The organism is Mesorhizobium sp. B2-4-17 (genome assembly GCF_006441275.1).
In the GTDB taxonomy this organism is placed as follows: Bacteria; Pseudomonadota; Alphaproteobacteria; order Rhizobiales; family Rhizobiaceae; genus Mesorhizobium.
The window spans coordinates 17,608-33,339 of the sequence record NZ_VFUX01000052.1; the positions used below are offsets into that span (position 1 = coordinate 17,608).

Sequence of the window (15,732 nt, forward strand, 5' to 3'; positions counted from 1 at the left end):
GGTTTTTCAGATCTTGGTGGCATCCTCCAGCGTCTTCAGACCTGGCGCGAAGGGTTCGCATTCGTCATGGCCGAAATAGGCATGGCGAACCCCCGTCGCCAGGATCATCGTATCGAAAAAGCTTGGCTCCTCGCCGCGTGTTTTCCTCGTCTCTTCAGCAAGCACGTCCTTCAAGGCGTCTGCCGCTCGAACTCGGCCTCCGCCCGCAGGCTGTCCAGGTCACGCCCCACGGTCGCCACGGCAAGCCGCTTGTCGTTGCGCCAATAGCTGACCATGCAGTCGCGCGCGGCAGGATCGCCATCTATCTCCAGCCGATCCCACTGTTCGGCATGACCCACATAGTTGATGGTCGTGTCGTAGTGCTGGCTCCAGAAGAACGGAACCGTGGCGAAGCGCTGCCGCTGCCCCAGAATATTGCGCGCTGCAACCGCGCCCTGGCGCTCCGCAACCACCCAGTGCTCGACGCGGATGCGGTCTCCCGTCCTCGGGTCTGGCCAGCGCGCGATATCGCCGGCCGCGTAGACTGCCGCGGCGCTTGTTTGAAGAAACCCGTCCACCAGCACCCCGCCGTCCATGGCGAGGCCGGCCTGCTTCGCCAAATTTACCTCGGGATGCACTCCGATCCCCACAATCACCAGATCGGCGCTCAAATCCACGCCTGTCGAAAGTCTGACGCCATCCTGGTGGATTTCGGCCACGGTGGTCCCGAGATGGAAGACAACCCCATGCGATTCGTGAATTGTCTTGACCATGTCGCCAAGCGCCGCGCCGAGGAGGCGTTCCATGGGGCGTGAGCCGGGCGCGACGACATGGACCTCCAGTCCGCGCTTTCGCAATGACGCCGCTACTTCGAGGCCGATGAAGCCCGCGCCGACCACGACGCCGCGTCGTGCCGTGCCGCAACGCGCGATCAACGTGTCGCAGTCTGCCAGGGTGCGCAGCACTTTCACCTGCGGCAAGGTTGCGCCGGGAATAGTGAGCCGGACGGGTTCGGCGCCGGTGGCAAGCAGCAGTGCCCCATAGGTCACCTCGCTGCCATCAGAGAGCGCTATCGTTCTCCGCGCGGGATCGAGCTTGACGGCGCGTTGATCATATCTGACATCGATATGATGATCCGCGTAGAATTTCGGCGACCGCAAAGGAAGCCAGGCGGCCTTCGCCGTCCCGACGAGATAGTCTTTCGACAAATTCGGCCGATCGTATGGTGGCGAACGATCGGCGCTCAACATCGTGACGGGTCCCTGATAACCCTCGCGGCGCAACGTTTCGGCGGCGACGTTTCCGGCCGCGCCGCCGCCGATGATGACCACGGATTCAGGCAGCCCCGCGGCCGCCAGTTTGGGCGGTTGTGGCGTCGGCAGCCCGTCGCCCACAAATGCATGACCGGCTCGGCGCGCCACATCCCAGCATTTGAGATCGCTCAAAGCGGGTGATCGAAGAACCTGGCCGGTGCGAAGGCTGAAGCAGGCATGGTGCCAGGGGCAGCGGATCGTGTCACCGACCAGCAGCCCCTCGGCCAGCGGCCCGCCATAGTGGGTGCAGGTTGCGCCGACGGCGAACAGTTCTTCGCCTTGGCGCACGAGCAATGCGGGCTTGCCGTTCACGTGGCCGGACAACATGCCGCCCTCGGGAATATCCGCCAAAGCGACACCCTGGGTGAAATCGGGGCCGGCCGGCGACGATGAATGCTCAGTCATCCCTGTCTCCTTGCCCCTTTGGCGCTCCTGGAATGAGAAGGCCACCTGCCGCCGTCGGCGCGCAGGGCTGTGACGATAGGGAGTTCCCCGGCACAGCACATAGAATGACATAGGACGAGCAATCTTCGTGCCAACGGCCACCCATACAAACTGCCAGAAAAGTCACCGAAGAGCTTGACTCCATGGGAAGACCTCCCGGTTCACCATGCTCTCCGGCAGCCCGGCTCGCGGCAGCCCAATGCCTCGGCCGCCTCTAGACGTGCGTGGTTTACTTCCTGCCGCGCGGTTGAGCCGCTTCTTCAGCCGCGAGCACCACAACCGCCTCGGTTGTCAGAAGCCTGAAGGTGAAGGTCTCCTGGAGATAGAGTTCAACGGCCGTGCCGGAATGGTTGAGGTAGCCGATAGAGATGTCCTGGCCGATATCCAGCTCGAAATCGCCGCCACGCGTGGAAAGCACGAACCCACCCTCGATGGCCGGCGCCCAGACGATCCCTCCCTCGACCACACGCTCGAGATGATGGAATACCGGGTAGCCCTCGTCGCTGCCACCGCTCGCGGCCGTGTACGCGGCGGCACCCAGCACGAGCGCGTAGGGACCATTGACGCCGGCCAGCCGCAACTGACTGACCGCATGCCCGACAGCTTCCGCATAGTTCATCACATTGGAAGGGAGCCTCAAGGCTGGATTGCTGCTTCCTTGCCGGATGCCCTGTATGCCAGCCGCCGCATATCCGTCGAAAACGGAGCGGTCCTCGGCGAAGGCGATCTTGCGCGCGGCTTCCTTCACGGGTGACCAGTCCGAATCCGTCGCGCCGCGCTCCACATCGTCGATTGCCTGGCGCGTGAGTTCGAACGGAACGCGCAATTCGACCAGCGCCTTCACCTCGCGTTGTGCGGATTGGACCCCGTCATCGAAGACGGGAAGCTGCTTGAGATGACCAGTGCCCACAGCCGAGAAGTCGACGCCCTTTGGGCCGACAACGTCGACAACGCGCCGCGCCGCGAGATGGCGCTTCAGGGTACGGGACGCCTCGTCTTCGATTTGCGCCCAGGTCGCGTCGGAGATGGGAGCCAGTTCTCGATGAAGATTGTTCATGTCCGCCTCATTTTTTTCAGTGATCCAATGCCGAGTGAACCATCGTTGGGAAGCGCGTCCGGCCGAGGCGCCTCCGGCGCTTGCGGCACTTTCGCGTCGGTGTCGACAACCGGTCGTGCCTCGGGGTCGACATCGTCGAGGAAGGTCTCGGTCGGCACGAAGAACAGCGACCCCGTCACCGCGCGGCTGAAATCCAGCAGATGGTCGTAGGTGCCCGGCGGGTTGCCGATAAACATGTTCTCCAGCATCTTCTCGATGCGGTGGGGGGACCGCGCGTAGCCAATGAAATAGGTGCCGAACTCGCCTTTGCCCACTTCGCCGAATGGCATGTTGTCGCGCACGATCTGAAGTTGCTCTCCGTTTTCTTCAATCGACGTCAGGACATTGTGCGCATACGGCCTCTTCACCGTATCGAGCTGTTCGATGTCGGACAGCTTATGCCGGCCGATGATGTTTTCCTGTTCCTCGACCGGCACCTTGTTCCACCGCTCCACGTCGTGCAGGTATTTTTGCACGATCACGTAGCCGCCGCCGCCAAAGGCGGCGTCCTCATCGCCGACAAGGGTGGCCGCGTCCGCGGCCTGGCCGACCGGGTTTTCGGTGCCGTCGACAAAGCCGATCAGATCGCGGTCGTCGAAAAACTTGAAGCCGTGCACCTCGTCCACGGTCGAGACCGCGCCGGCGAGCCGCGACATGATATGTGTCGCGAGTTCGAAGCAGAGGTCCATGCTCGCAGCGCGGATGTGAAAGAGGATGTCGCCAGGCGTCGAAACGGCGGTATGCACGCCGCGAATTTCGCGAAAAGGATGCAGGTCTTTCGGCCTCGGCGCCCCGAACAGCCGGTCCCAGGCATCGGACCCGAACCCCATGACGCACGACAGCTGTCCGTTGAGATTGCGGAAACCCACGCCGCGGAGCAGGCTGGAGAGATCGGCGCACAAGCCGCGAACCGTTTCCTCGGACGCCGATCCGGGATTGATCGTCACGACCAGGAATATCGCTGCCCGCGTAAGCCTGGCGGCGACCGATTGAGAGACGGGAGGTGGCAAGCTTGAAACCATGTTCGATCCGTTGATGATGGTTTGAAGCACGATGCCGGCATTGGCCGTGGCGCTCAAGCCAGGTCAGCATATGCGGGACTCGCGACGACGAGCCCGTCTGTCGACCATAAGACATTTACAGCGAGGTCCGCATGGGAAATCGGGGAGCACGGGGAAATCAGGAACACTGGCCAATCGCGCTGGGGACGGACTTCAAGAGCGGAGTTCTTCGGTCGCGGCATTTCCCGGCGATAGGCAGCATCCTGATCCAAGGAACGCGTGCCGTTTGGCGACTGCCATTCCCGACCAGGTCAAGCGAAGGCGAGGCGTAAGCACCGCCGGAATTCCCTGTGCATATAGCGGTCCAAACATATAGTTTTGGTCCTGCTGAAATTAATCGCGGATAGCGCTGAACCAATGTCCAAGAAGTTTGCATTCCTTCTGGTCCGCGACTTCACATTGTCACCCCTGTCGCTTTTCATCGACACGCTGCGCCTGGCGGGTGATGAGGGCGATCGAAGCCGTCGCGTGGAATTTGACTGGCAGGTGATCGGAGAGCGCGGTCTGCCGATCAGGGCCAGCTGCGGCGTCGAACTGCTGCCGACAAAAGAGATTGGACATCCCGAGGATTTCGACAATGTTGTTGTGGTCGGTGGCCTGCTCGACACCAATCGCGGCTTGAGTTCTGAAAAGGAGGCATTCCTTTTGCGGGCTGCCGAGAAAGGCGTGCCGCTCACCGCCCTTTGCACGGGCAGTTTCGTGCTCGCGCGCTACGGGTTGCTGGACGGTTATAGTGCCGCGGTCAGCTGGTTTCACATCAAGGACTTCCGGGCGGAATTCCCCGACGTGAACGCCCATGCGGACAGTCTGTTTTCCGTCGACCGCAACCGCTCTACTTGCGCCGGAGGCACGGGTGCAGCCGACCTGGCCGGCTATTTCGTGTCGAAATTCATTGGTCACAAGGCAGCGGAAAAGGCCGCCAAGATCCTTGTCCTCGATCGAATCCGGAACATCCGTGACGTTCAACCGGTCGGGGATCTGTTTGCCGGAGCCTCCAGCCGTCCGGTGAAGCGAGCCTTGCTCTTGATGGAGAGCAATCTCCAGGAAAAGGTATCGGTTACCGAAATCGCGGCCAGATTGAACTGCTCCAGGCGCCAGCTGGAGCGTCTTTTCGGCATCGAGTTGGGCATCAGCCCAATGGCCGCCTATCTGGCGCTGCGGGTGCACTACGCGAAGTCGCTCCTCGAAGCCAGCGACTTGCAGATAGGGGAGATTGCGTTCAGGTGCGGCTTCGGCAATGCCGGGCATTTCAGCCGCGTCTTCCGCCGGCACACCGGCATCACGCCAACGAACCTCAGACATCCAGGCCGCATATCTCGCGAGGCCTGATGCGGTGATAGTTCCGCGCTTGGCTGGAATTGAGGGGGGTGCCACAGCTCAGGCCGGGACCAATAACGAGCGGGAGTAGGCAAAAGTTTTAAGACTATGCCGGGAAATCCCGCTCAAGGATCTATCCAGCGGCAACCGGAAACCACATCCACGCCGCCTTCGGGCTCTCCTGTTGCCGACGTCGTCGGCACGCAATCATTCAGTGTCGGGATTTTCGAGCACTTCAAGCATGGTGGTCAACATGCTTCCGACTTCTTCCGATATTTCCTCGGGGCGAATTCCCGCCTTGATGGCGTCCGCCGTCGCTTGTTTGGCGAGTTTCGCCGCAAGCGCCGGATCGGACGTCGAATAGGGTGGAACATTTTCCTCCACCCAGTTCTGCAGGAATTCGATGCCGCGAGCGCTCATGACGAACTAATGTTCATCGAAGCGATTTCGTTCCGCGGAGGTATATTCAAGAAAACGTCAGACCCTTTTGATGAGGGCCTGACGGTTCCAAAGGTTCACGTCACGACGAACGAGGATGCCGTCAACGACAGATGCGGAGAAACAGCGGCAAACTGGATCTGATGCGCGCCGCCGGCCCCATCGCTGTCGAAGGAGAGGGCGCCGGTCGAACTGTTGTAGATAATGTGGTCGGTATGGGTATGCGCACCCCTGCCAGTGTGAAACGCATCAGCGGGAAGGGCGCCCACCTGAAGCCCGGCAAACACAGTGTGGTCGAGATGGATCTTGTCCTGCGTCACATTGAAGTCGGTGATCTTGTCGATGTTGCCTGTCTTGAGGGCGGAATTGAAGACGAAGACGTCCTTGCCTCCATTTCCTGTCAGCACATCTTGCCCGCCGCCGCCATTGATGACGTTGTTGCCGGCATTGCCCTGTATGGTCTGCGAGAACTCGTTTCCCATGAGGTTGATGGCAGTGGTGCCGGCCCGGCTCGTGGTGGCAAGCTGCTCGATTTCCGAGCCGGCTGACAGTGCATAGCTCACCGATGCCAGCACGGCATCGTGGCCTGCGCCCTTCAGTTCCACCACCTTGTCGCCAGGGTTGTTGACATAATAGGTGTCGTTGTAGCCGCCACCGATCATTGTGTCGGCGCCGGTGGTGCCGTGAAGTACATCCGCGCGGCCGGTGCCGTAGAAAACGTGATCGCTGGTCGAAGGCGCGGTGCTGGTCGGAGGGGTGGTGCTGGTCGAAGGTGGGGTGATGGACGAAGTCGTATCGCTGGTCGAGGGCACAGTGGTGCCGGACGAAGTCGCGTTGCTGGTCGGAGGCACGCTTGCGGTGCCGTGGTTATGTTGAAGGAAGAGGGCTTGCAGCGCCGGCGAGTTTCCAAGCGCCGTGTCGCCCTGCTGGGAACCCCATGCATAGGCATAGTCGAAGGCGGGCGACGGAACCAGCTTGGACCAGTGGTCCAGCATGGTCTGTTCCTGGGCGGCGGTGGGAAGGACATATTGGCCGCCCGTATCGGTCGTGTAGCTGCCGCCGCCGAACGTCTGATAAACCGGAACGACCTGGTTGAGCGGGACCCCCGAAGCGACAGCCGCGGCCACGGTCCTGTCGATCATGTTGTAGTCGACCGCACTTGTCCCGGTGCGCACCGGATAGGGGTCCAGCCCGTAATAGTCGATATGTGTGTTGGCGGGATTATAAGTGTTTGAAAAATCGGGATTTGCGGAAGACCCCATGTTCATCATGGTGATGAAGGTTTTGGCGCCCGGCACGTTGGTGTGGATCCAGTCGGATTCCGCCTTCAGATTCGCGGCGGTGGCATAGGTTCCCCATTTGCCGGTGGGGTCCGGCTCATCGACAAGGAAGAATCCAAACGCTTTCGGATTGCCGATAAAGGGCGTGACTTTCTGGATAAAGGACGAGGTTGTCCCATTGGCTTCATCGAGCCAGACCAGACCTTTCGTGCCAGCCGGCAGGGCGTTGAGTTCGTCCACGGATGAAACGTCGACAAGATTGAATCCGGCGTTTGCAACCTCGGAGGCGGATCCACCCGAGGCGTAATGGAGGGTTGTCATGAAAATATCCTTCGTCTGATTCGGTAGGTGCCCCACCCCTGCCTATTGGAAAGGGTATATTAGAACCAAATCAAATACCGGCGCCCTTTGATAGAATCATTGATCACGGCGAGAAAAGGTCCACGCAATGGGATGTCGGCTCTGGTTCCGGGCTTGTTGATTGTTCAGGGATATTTCCGGCACGGCAAGGCAGGACTGGACTGTCCCTGCCTCGGTGGCACTGCTGGATTTTGTTGTGGACCGCAGAAAGCGCAGGATCGCGCTGATTCATTCCAGCCGCTTCGGAGCGTGCGGATGGCGGTCGTCCACGCGCTATGCGCCGCTCACCAGAAAGGCTCTTTCTATCAAAGGACGGTTGTGGCTCAGATACGGTTCAATGAGCATATCGAGGTGTCCGCCGAGGATCGGGACTATGCTCAGATCGGCAAAAAAGGCGCTCCAGCCAAGATCCGTCGGAACCCCTGTACGCCTGCATCGAAACAGGGTGGCGGTAATCGGCAACGCGGTCTTCGGTTGCGCGAGCCATTGGCCAAATGCGCGCATCCGCAGGATTTCCTCAAGCTCAAGGCGCAAAATGAACCGCACTCTGGCGAAGGCCCTCCATTTCAGCCAGTCGATGCCCCTGGCGAGCAGGGCTTCAGCGCCAAATCTGGCAAATGCTTTTGCGAGAGCCCGTAACATCATGCGATCCGCCGTCACTCTATGAGAACGGATGCGCTGGACGGTGCGTGCAAGAGTTTCACGGTAGTCGTGCTGCCCAGGCCCGATATTGGTGTCGAGGATTCCCAGGAACGTGACCGATCGACCCGCTGCAATAAGTTTGGCGGCAGCCTCGAACGCGACGCCGCCGCCAAGCGAATAACCGATCAGCTTCACGTCGCCATCAGGCTGGACCTGGCTGATCTGGTCGACAACCGCGTCCACCATCCGCGGTATAGTGCCATGTCCCTTCAGTAGATCGTTCAGGTCCCCATAGCGAATGGCGACAACCCTGGCGACATCGCTCATCTCGACACCGAAAGCCGCCAGGCTTGGCCCGTAGCCGATCGATCCCGGCACAATAAACAAAAGCGGCCTCGGGTCGGACGCCTCGACAAGCAAGTCGCTTGTGTCTTGCTCTGCGGACGCTGCCCTGACTACGTCGGCAAAACTCATTCCGACGGTGAATGCGTCCAAGTTGAGTTCCCGTCCCAGAGCCGTCTCAAGTTCCATCACGAATTGCAGCAGCTTCAGTGAATCGCCGCCCGCGTCGTCCCAGTGGCTGCCAGCCGCCTTCTTGCCGGGAAGTATCCTCTCCCATACGGCCGCTGCCACGCCTTCGATATCGAGCGGGTTCACCGCCTGCCGGACGTCTGGATTCTGGGCGTCTTGCGCGTTCAGTGCGCGATCCAGTTCCCGCAACATGACGCTGTCGACCTTGCCGCCCTTGAGCTGCGGTATCTCGGCAATACTGTGCAGTCGCGTTGGATGAACTGCCGGCGGCAGGGCTGTCCTGATCAAGTCTCGCAATTCGGGTATGATTTCGCTTGCGCCAGTTTTCACGGGAACGACAAAGGCCACCAGTTCGTTCGCGTCCGTCACCACCGCGACGGCATCACTCACTTGGGGCGCCCGGCGCAGGACGAGTTCCAGTTCGGCAGGCTCGACCCGCCTTCCGTTGATCTTTATCTGGCGTCCCTTTCGTCCGACGATCCACATCATTCCGGTGCCGTCGACCTTGGCCAGATCGCCGGTTGCGAAGATCCGAAGCCGGGGATTGGTGGAGCTTGCACGAAGAGGAACATGTCCCCCGTCCGCCCAGTAGCCGAGCGTGGTGTAGTTGCCCCTGATCACCAACTCCCCTTCATCGCCGGGGGCGACCTCGTACCCATTCTCATCCACGACGGTGTATTCGATGCCGGGAAGGACGAAGCCGACCGGGACCGTCGCGCCTCGCTCCGGATAATCCCTCGGCAGGAACCACTGCGTGCCGGTCGTTTCCGTGGACGAATAGCTGATCTGGATAAGGCAGGACTCCGGGACATTGTCGCGAAGCCGGTCGATGTCGGACCACAACACTTTTTCTCCGCCGACCCGCACGACCCGCAGTGACGAGAATACGTCGGGCGCTGAATCGGTCATCAACACACGCAGCAGCGCCGGCACGAGATAGGCGATCGTCACCCGCCATTTTTGGAAATTGTCGCGCGCAGCGCGGATGCCGGCACTCTCAATGTCCAAAAGGTACAATGTGGCGCCGCAAAGCATCGGGGTCATCATCTCGCGGCAGCCCGCGATCGTCGCCGGGCCGGTCAACGGCATGAACACATCGTCGGGGCCGATGTGGCAAGCATCGACATATTGTTGCACCCGCTGGAGGATTGCCCGCTGGCTGTTCACGACGCCTTTCGGGGCTCCGGTGCTGCCTGACGTGTACAGGACGATCGCCGGCGAATCGACCGGCACGTCGGGCGGCAGCGCCGGTAAGCTGCCGTCCGGCGTTGCGGCCATGCAGCTTCCCGCATCGATCCATTTCAGGGACGAGGCATCAGGCCAGCCTGCCGGCTTGCCCGGCCCTGGCCTGACAATTGCGGCTAGCCCCGCGCTGGCGGCAATTGCCGCGAGGCGCTGAAATGGATCTCGGGGGTTTAGCGGCACGGCGGGCCTGCCCGCACGCATGGCGGCAAGCATGGCCACCGGGTACCAAAGAGTATTCCCGATCAGAAGCCCGACCGCCTTACCCATTGGAACTGAACCGGCAATCGCACCTGCCAGGTTTTGGACCGCGTTCAACAGCTCCAGGAAGCTGAGGGATGTCGAGCCGTCGCTGATCGCGATCTTGTCCGGATATTTCCCGACAATTTTCTCGAGGTGCCAGAACGCCGATTTTTCGGAGAAGTCATCGCACATCCTTTGGAAGGCAGGGTTTGCCGGTCCGTCCATGTCCAGAGGACGGGTGGATGCCTGTTTCCATGTGAAACCGTCTTGAGGACCATTGTCGCGCGTTATCGCGACATCCCGCTCTTTCGCCAGTCCCAGCACGGACTGCAAGGCGCGCAATGGCAGGCCTTCTGAAGAACGCGTGCGATCAAACGCTTCCAACGCGACCCCCTTTTTTGCTGACCCGCTTTGCAGTGTCGTACGCGACCATCTTGGCCGTGGCATCGTTAGAACGAATGATTCCGACCGAACTCGCCGATCCGACATGAAAGGGGTCAGGTGCATCGCAGCATCATTGAAGCCCTGCTTCATTCAAACAGACGAGGACAGCGGGAAGGCCTGCTCCTAGCGTGGATTTGGGTGTCGTGCGCACAGGGGCAATGAAGCCGAACCATGAGAGCAGATCCTAGAGCCAGCCATTTTGCGCGACCGGGATACCGCCGGCATTCTGGAGGGGCAGGATGAACCCCCACCTGGTCTGTGTTGGAGGCGAGGATCATCGTCTTAGAATTCCGTTCCTGCTGGCGCTGCGCGAAAGGGGCTTCCGGGTCACTGCCGTATCGAGCGATATGGGCAACGCCTTCTCTCTTCATGGCATTACGCATCGTCGACTGGGATTTGACCGCTTTACCAGCGGCGGCGGGGAATGGGGCGCTCTCGGCGCTGTCCGCGAATTGATGGCGGAACTGCGTCCGGACATCGTTCAAAGTTTCGACACCAAACCCAATCTTCTGACCCCTTTGGCCGTGCGCGGGCAGGTGCCGGTTGTCCGCACCATCAATGGCCTTGGTTGGACATTCTCGTCTCTCGAACCACGGGCTCTGGCCTTGCGTCCGATCTTTTGCGGCCTTCAAGGACTGGCATCCTTATGGACAGCCATGACCGTCTTCCAGAATCGCGACGATCAGGTCTTCTTCGAACGCTATCGGCTGGTTGGTCACGACAAAGCGCGGCTGATCCGCAGTTCTGGCATCGACCCGAAGGCGTTCTCGACAGCAAGGTATCGTGGCCCTTCGGCCACGACGATGCGCGAGAGCCTTGGGCTTCAGTCGGCCGAAATCATAATCTTTGTCGGCCGCCTGACCCGCCAGAAGGGAATTCCGACCCTCCTCAAGGCGGTTCCCCGTGTCCTTTTCGAAAGACCCAATGCGCGTTTCATCCTTGTCGGTCCGCAGGACTCCGAGGGACCGTTCGCGGTCAACAGGGCCGATATCGATCGACACGCGCCTCACGTCATTGCTTTGGGATCGCGACAGGATGTTCCGGCCCTCCTTGGCATGGCCGATCTGTTCGCGTTTCCGACGCAATATCGCGAGGGTATTCCGCGTGTCCTGCTGGAGGCCGGATTGTCCGGATTGCCGATCGTCGCCTCGCGGATGCCCGGCTGCAATGACGTGGTTGAAGATGGCTGGAACGGCTATCTCGTCGCGCCACGCGATGTGGATGGCTTCGCATCCAGGATAATCGAGATCCTGTCCGATCGCGCCCGTGGAAAAATCATGGGCGGCCGTTCCGTCGGACTCATCCGGGAGCGCTTTTCGCTGTCGTGGGTCGTCGATCAGTATTGCGAGCTGTACAAGACCGTCCTCGGGGCAAAGTACCGGGGCAGTCTTGCTCGATCAGCCCCCGCGATCCTGATGGAAGAGGGCGCGCGGAGCCCCCGACTGGGGGAGGCGCGGCAATGATCCGTGATGTGCTCCTGGCCTGCGGCATCGCAATGTCCTATGCGGTCCAACTCAGCATTCCAGGCCTGCCGTTCGGCTACAGCGAACTGTTCCTCGCGCTTTGGATATTGCTGTCGATCGTGCGGGTTCTCGCGGGCGGCCGATTGGAGTTCACGCCGGCCCTGGCCCAGCTTGCACGTTTCTGGCTGATCCTGACGCTTGCCCTGAGTGTTGGGGCCATCGTCGGCTATCTGACGACTGTCCTGTTCATCGCTCCGTTGATGCATGACACGATGGCGTATGTGCTGTTGGTCTTCATCACCTGCCTGGCCGCGGCGGAGCCCGACGCCGGTCGCCATCTACGCAACATTGGCTGGTGGATCATTGCTGTCGCGAATGCATGCTTTGTTGTTCAACTGGGGCTTGGGTGGGGCTGGATCCATCAATCTGGCGTTAATCCCTGGTATTGGGACCGCTTCAGCGGTTGGTCCGACAATCCGAACCAGCTTGCGCTCTATTGCGCTCTCCTTGGTCCGCTGGCCTTGCATCTTGCCGTAACCACCCGCAATCCGTGGGGGAGGTGCCTTGGGCTAACCGGCCTGGTCCTCACCTTCTACGTCGGAAGGCTGACAAAGAGCGATACCTATCTCTATACGACAATCCTGGCTTGCCTGATCCTTCTCGGGCTGCGGATTCGGGCTTGGCTTGCAACTGATGGCGGCAAGGTCAGCCTTTCACGGCAACTTGCCCTCCTGTTCACGATTGCGTTCGTTCCGTTGGCGATCTCCATCGCGCCTTACGCCCTCAGCGACGCCGCCAGCGCCGAAAACTTCGCCAAGAGCCTTACCAAGGACAAGGGCGGGCAAGCGACCGCGGAAACCGCCGAGCTTCGCCTCTACCTTTGGGACGAGGCATTGGACAAGGGAGCAAGATCTGGGTCGCTCGGCCTCGGCCCCGGGCCTCACCTTGAACGCCCCCCCATCACCAATCAGCAGTTTCTACCTCGGCCTTTCGAGGCCCATAGCACGATCCTCGATCTCTATACCCAGGGTGGCTTGATTTCAGTCATGGCGCTCTTGTGGATCCTCGGCTCCGCCGCCTTGTCCGCCTGGCGTGCGAGATTGGATGCCCTCGTGGCGCTCATGGCGTCGATCGTTGTGTTCAGTGCCCCGCACCTGATTATCCGCCATCCGATCGTGTGGTTCTCTGTGACGCTCTGCCTTGTCGCCGGGACGCCTCAGACGATCCCCGCCATCGTTCGCCACAGGAGATATTAGGATGTGCGGGATCGCTGGAATTCTCTTGGCGCCCGATGCGGCCGATACGAACGCGCTGCGGGCGATCGGGCCGATGACGACGGCCCTTCGTCATCGTGGACCTGATGGCGAGGCATTTTGGATGAGCCGTGAAGCCGGGGTCGCCTTCGGCCACCGGCGTCTGGCCATCGTCGACTTGTCGGAGGCGGGCCGGCAGCCGATGCATTCCGCGAGCGGCCGGTATGTCATCACCTTCAATGGCGAGATATACAATTTTCGCGATCTGCGCCGCGAGCTGGAAGGGGCGGGCCACCATTTCCGTGGCACCAGCGACACCGAAATCATGCTGTGCGCGATCGAGAGCTGGGGTCTCGACGCGGCGCTCGCGCGCTTTGCCGGCATGTTCGCTTTCGCGCTGTGGGACCTGAAGAACCGTATCCTTCACCTCGCCCGCGACCGAATGGGCAAGAAGCCGCTCTACGTCGCCTCGACACGCGAGGCGCTCGTCTTTGCCTCGGAGCTGAAGGCTATCACCTGTTTCCCCGGGTTCGCCCCGGAACTCGATGTCGACGCCGCGGCGACAATGCTTTCGAAAGGGTGGGTGCCGGATGACAGTTGCATCTGGCAGGGCGTGTTCAAGCTACCACCCGGTTCCGTCCTTTCCGTGACGGCGGCGGATTTCGCCAATGCCCGCGGTGCAGGCTCGCTTGCGCGTCGCATTCGACGCTGGTGGTCGCTGGCCGATGTCGCCAGCACGGCGCTGCGGGAACCGCTCACCGGCAGTGACGAGGAACTTACGACCGAGCTCGATCGTCTGCTTCGCCTTGCCATCGGCGAACGAATGGTTGCCGACGTGCCGCTTGGCGCCTTTCTGTCGGGCGGTATCGACAGCTCGACGGTCGTCGCCCTGATGCAGGCACAGTCGCGGAAGCCCGTCCGCACTTTCACCATCGCGTTCGGTGAGAGCGGGTTCGACGAAGCCCCTCATGCGGCCGCGGTTGCACGACATCTGGGCACCGACCACACTGAACTTCACCTTTCACCGGCCGCCGCGCGTGAGGTCATTCCGGAACTGCCACGGATCTGGGACGAGCCGTTCGCCGATGAGTCACAGATACCGACACTGCTGGTGTCGCGCCTCGCCCGGCAACACGTGACCGTAGCGCTGTCGGGCGACGGTGGTGACGAGTGCTTTGCGGGCTATTCCCGGCACTTCCTGGCGGCCCGCCTCAGAAGACAGCATGAGCTTCCATCCCCACTTCGCCGGATGTTGGCGGCTGGGGCCGGATTGCTGGCCCAGGCCTCCCGGAAAGATATCTTCGGCAGGCTGCCGCTTTCGGCGAACGCGCGGCACGGATTGCGCAGTGACCGCCTGAACCGCCTCGCCCGCCTGCTCGCGGCTGCAAATGAGGACGAACTGCTTCAGCGGCTGACCGAGTCCTCGGTCAACAACCTTGTTCATCACAGGCCGCCGGCAATCAAGCCTCGTGCAGCAGAGCTCGACGACCTGCTATCCCGTCTGTTGTTCGATGATATGACCGGCTATCTGCCCGGCGACATCCTGGTGAAGCTCGATCGCGCCACCATGGCCAACAGCCTCGAGGGGCGGTGCCCGATCCTGGACCATCGCGTCGTCGAATACGCCTGGCGACTGCCGACCAATGTCAAGGTTCGGAATGGCAGGGGTAAATGGATACTTCGCCAGCTCCTTGATCGTTATGTCCCGCGGCGGCTGTTCGATCGGCCCAAGCAAGGTTTCGACGTTCCGGTCGGGGCTTGGCTGAAAGGGCCCCTGCGCGCCTGGGCAACGGATATCATCGCCACAATACGCCTCTCGGAAGACGGGGTTCTCGACTTTGCAAAGGTCGACGCCTGTTGGCGCGATCACCTGCAGGGAAAACAAGATCATTCCCGCGATTTGTGGCCTCTGCTCATGTTCCAGGCGTGGCGCAACGAAGCCACGCAGCCACCGGCGCCGGCAACGCGCCTCTCTCATCATATCGAACTGACAGGGGGTTGAGATGGAAGGTTCCGTAGCTGGCCGCGCCAAACGTCCGCGCACCACGCAAATGGCCGTCGCTGCGCTCGAAACAAATCCGCGGATGAGGCAACCGCCAAGCGAGCCCCTGGAGCTGTCGTCTCCTTTCCGTCAGCTTGTCGTCACCTTGGCGACGAGAAAATGGTTCTTGCTTGCCATCGCCGTTCTGGGTGGCGTCCTTGCTGGTCTCGCCGGTCTTGCTCGTCCGGTTCTGTATGAGGCGACGACGCAGGTAATCGTCGACGCTCCAACTGGCGGTGCTTCCTCGGGCAGCGCAGGGTCCGTTCAGGATTTGCTGGATTCGAGCATCGATGACCATCTGACGATGCTCTCCTCGCAAGCCCATTTGCGTCGAGTTCTGGCGTCGCTGCGCAAAGCGGAGGCAGCCAACGCTGCCGGAGAAAGTGGCTCCAGCCTCGTTCCCGCCGATCAGCACACCGCAGGCTCGTTCCTGGGCGATCTCCTGAACCGGGTGTGGCCGCAGGGCAAGCCGGCGGCGGGAAGTCCGGAAGCGGCGGACGCGGCCGAACTGAAGGCGCTTCGGAACGGAATGAGGGTCGGACAAGAGCTGCGGTCGCGGGTCATCTCCATCGGCTTTACCGATTC

The 15,732-nt window shown here is 61.2% G+C and carries 12 protein-coding genes; 5 read left to right on the forward strand and 7 right to left on the reverse strand.

Annotation, left to right across the window (positions count from 1 at the left end; genetic code table 11):
* Positions 1-6: 6 nt before the first annotated feature.
* The 4 genes from FJ548_RS30095 to FJ548_RS28470 form a co-directional block, all read right to left on the reverse strand.
* On the reverse strand, positions 7-174 hold the full coding sequence (locus FJ548_RS30095) for a hypothetical protein (protein WP_181165710.1): 168 nt from the start codon (positions 172-174) through the stop codon (positions 7-9).
* The gene (locus FJ548_RS28460) at positions 171-1,742 is read right to left on the reverse strand and encodes an FAD-dependent oxidoreductase (protein ID WP_348640950.1); all 1,572 of its coding nucleotides are present in this window, start codon (positions 1,740-1,742) and stop codon (positions 171-173) included. The genes FJ548_RS30095 and FJ548_RS28460 overlap by 4 nt, the downstream gene beginning before the upstream one ends.
* A gap of 223 nt (positions 1,743-1,965) precedes the next feature.
* Positions 1,966-2,793, reverse strand: coding sequence for a family 1 encapsulin nanocompartment shell protein (locus FJ548_RS28465; RefSeq protein ID WP_140779624.1), 828 nt, complete (start codon positions 2,791-2,793; stop codon positions 1,966-1,968).
* The gene (locus FJ548_RS28470; RefSeq protein ID WP_140779629.1) at positions 2,790-3,854 is read right to left on the reverse strand and encodes a Dyp-type peroxidase; all 1,065 of its coding nucleotides are present in this window, start codon (positions 3,852-3,854) and stop codon (positions 2,790-2,792) included. Before FJ548_RS28470 ends, FJ548_RS28465 begins: the two co-directional genes overlap by 4 nt.
* Before the next feature lie 357 nt (positions 3,855-4,211).
* On the opposite strand from FJ548_RS28470, the gene FJ548_RS28475 reads away from it, so the two are divergent.
* Positions 4,212-5,222, forward strand: a complete 1,011-nt coding sequence (locus tag FJ548_RS28475; RefSeq protein WP_226890559.1) for a GlxA family transcriptional regulator — start codon at positions 4,212-4,214, stop codon at positions 5,220-5,222.
* Between the two features lie 195 nt (positions 5,223-5,417).
* Here the strand turns inward: FJ548_RS28475 and FJ548_RS28480 are convergent, their stop codons facing one another.
* From FJ548_RS28480 to FJ548_RS28490, 3 genes are all read right to left on the reverse strand, one after another.
* Complete coding sequence (locus tag FJ548_RS28480) at positions 5,418-5,630, reverse strand: DUF768 domain-containing protein (protein WP_140612124.1); 213 nt, start codon at positions 5,628-5,630, stop codon at positions 5,418-5,420.
* A gap of 95 nt (positions 5,631-5,725) precedes the next feature.
* Complete coding sequence (locus FJ548_RS28485; protein ID WP_140779625.1) at positions 5,726-7,249, reverse strand: calcium-binding protein; 1,524 nt, start codon at positions 7,247-7,249, stop codon at positions 5,726-5,728.
* Positions 7,250-7,561: 312 nt separating this feature from the next.
* Positions 7,562-10,330, reverse strand: coding sequence for an AMP-binding protein (locus FJ548_RS28490; RefSeq protein WP_246678789.1), 2,769 nt, complete (start codon positions 10,328-10,330; stop codon positions 7,562-7,564).
* Between the two features lie 299 nt (positions 10,331-10,629).
* Between FJ548_RS28490 and FJ548_RS28495 the strand changes: the two genes are divergently transcribed.
* The 4 genes from FJ548_RS28495 to FJ548_RS28510 form a co-directional block, all read left to right on the forward strand.
* Entirely contained in the window at positions 10,630-11,853 is a 1,224-nt protein-coding gene (locus FJ548_RS28495; protein ID WP_140779626.1) for a glycosyltransferase, read from the forward strand.
* The gene (locus tag FJ548_RS28500; RefSeq protein ID WP_140695819.1) at positions 11,850-13,109 is read left to right on the forward strand and encodes an O-antigen ligase family protein; all 1,260 of its coding nucleotides are present in this window, start codon (positions 11,850-11,852) and stop codon (positions 13,107-13,109) included. The genes FJ548_RS28495 and FJ548_RS28500 overlap by 4 nt, the downstream gene beginning before the upstream one ends.
* Position 13,110: 1 nt before the next feature.
* Complete coding sequence (gene asnB / locus FJ548_RS28505) at positions 13,111-15,108, forward strand: asparagine synthase (glutamine-hydrolyzing) (RefSeq protein ID WP_140779627.1); 1,998 nt, start codon at positions 13,111-13,113, stop codon at positions 15,106-15,108.
* A 1-nt stretch (position 15,109) separates the two neighbouring features.
* A partial coding sequence (locus FJ548_RS28510) for a Wzz/FepE/Etk N-terminal domain-containing protein (RefSeq protein ID WP_246678791.1) occupies positions 15,110-15,732 on the forward strand: 623 nt, incomplete at its 3' end.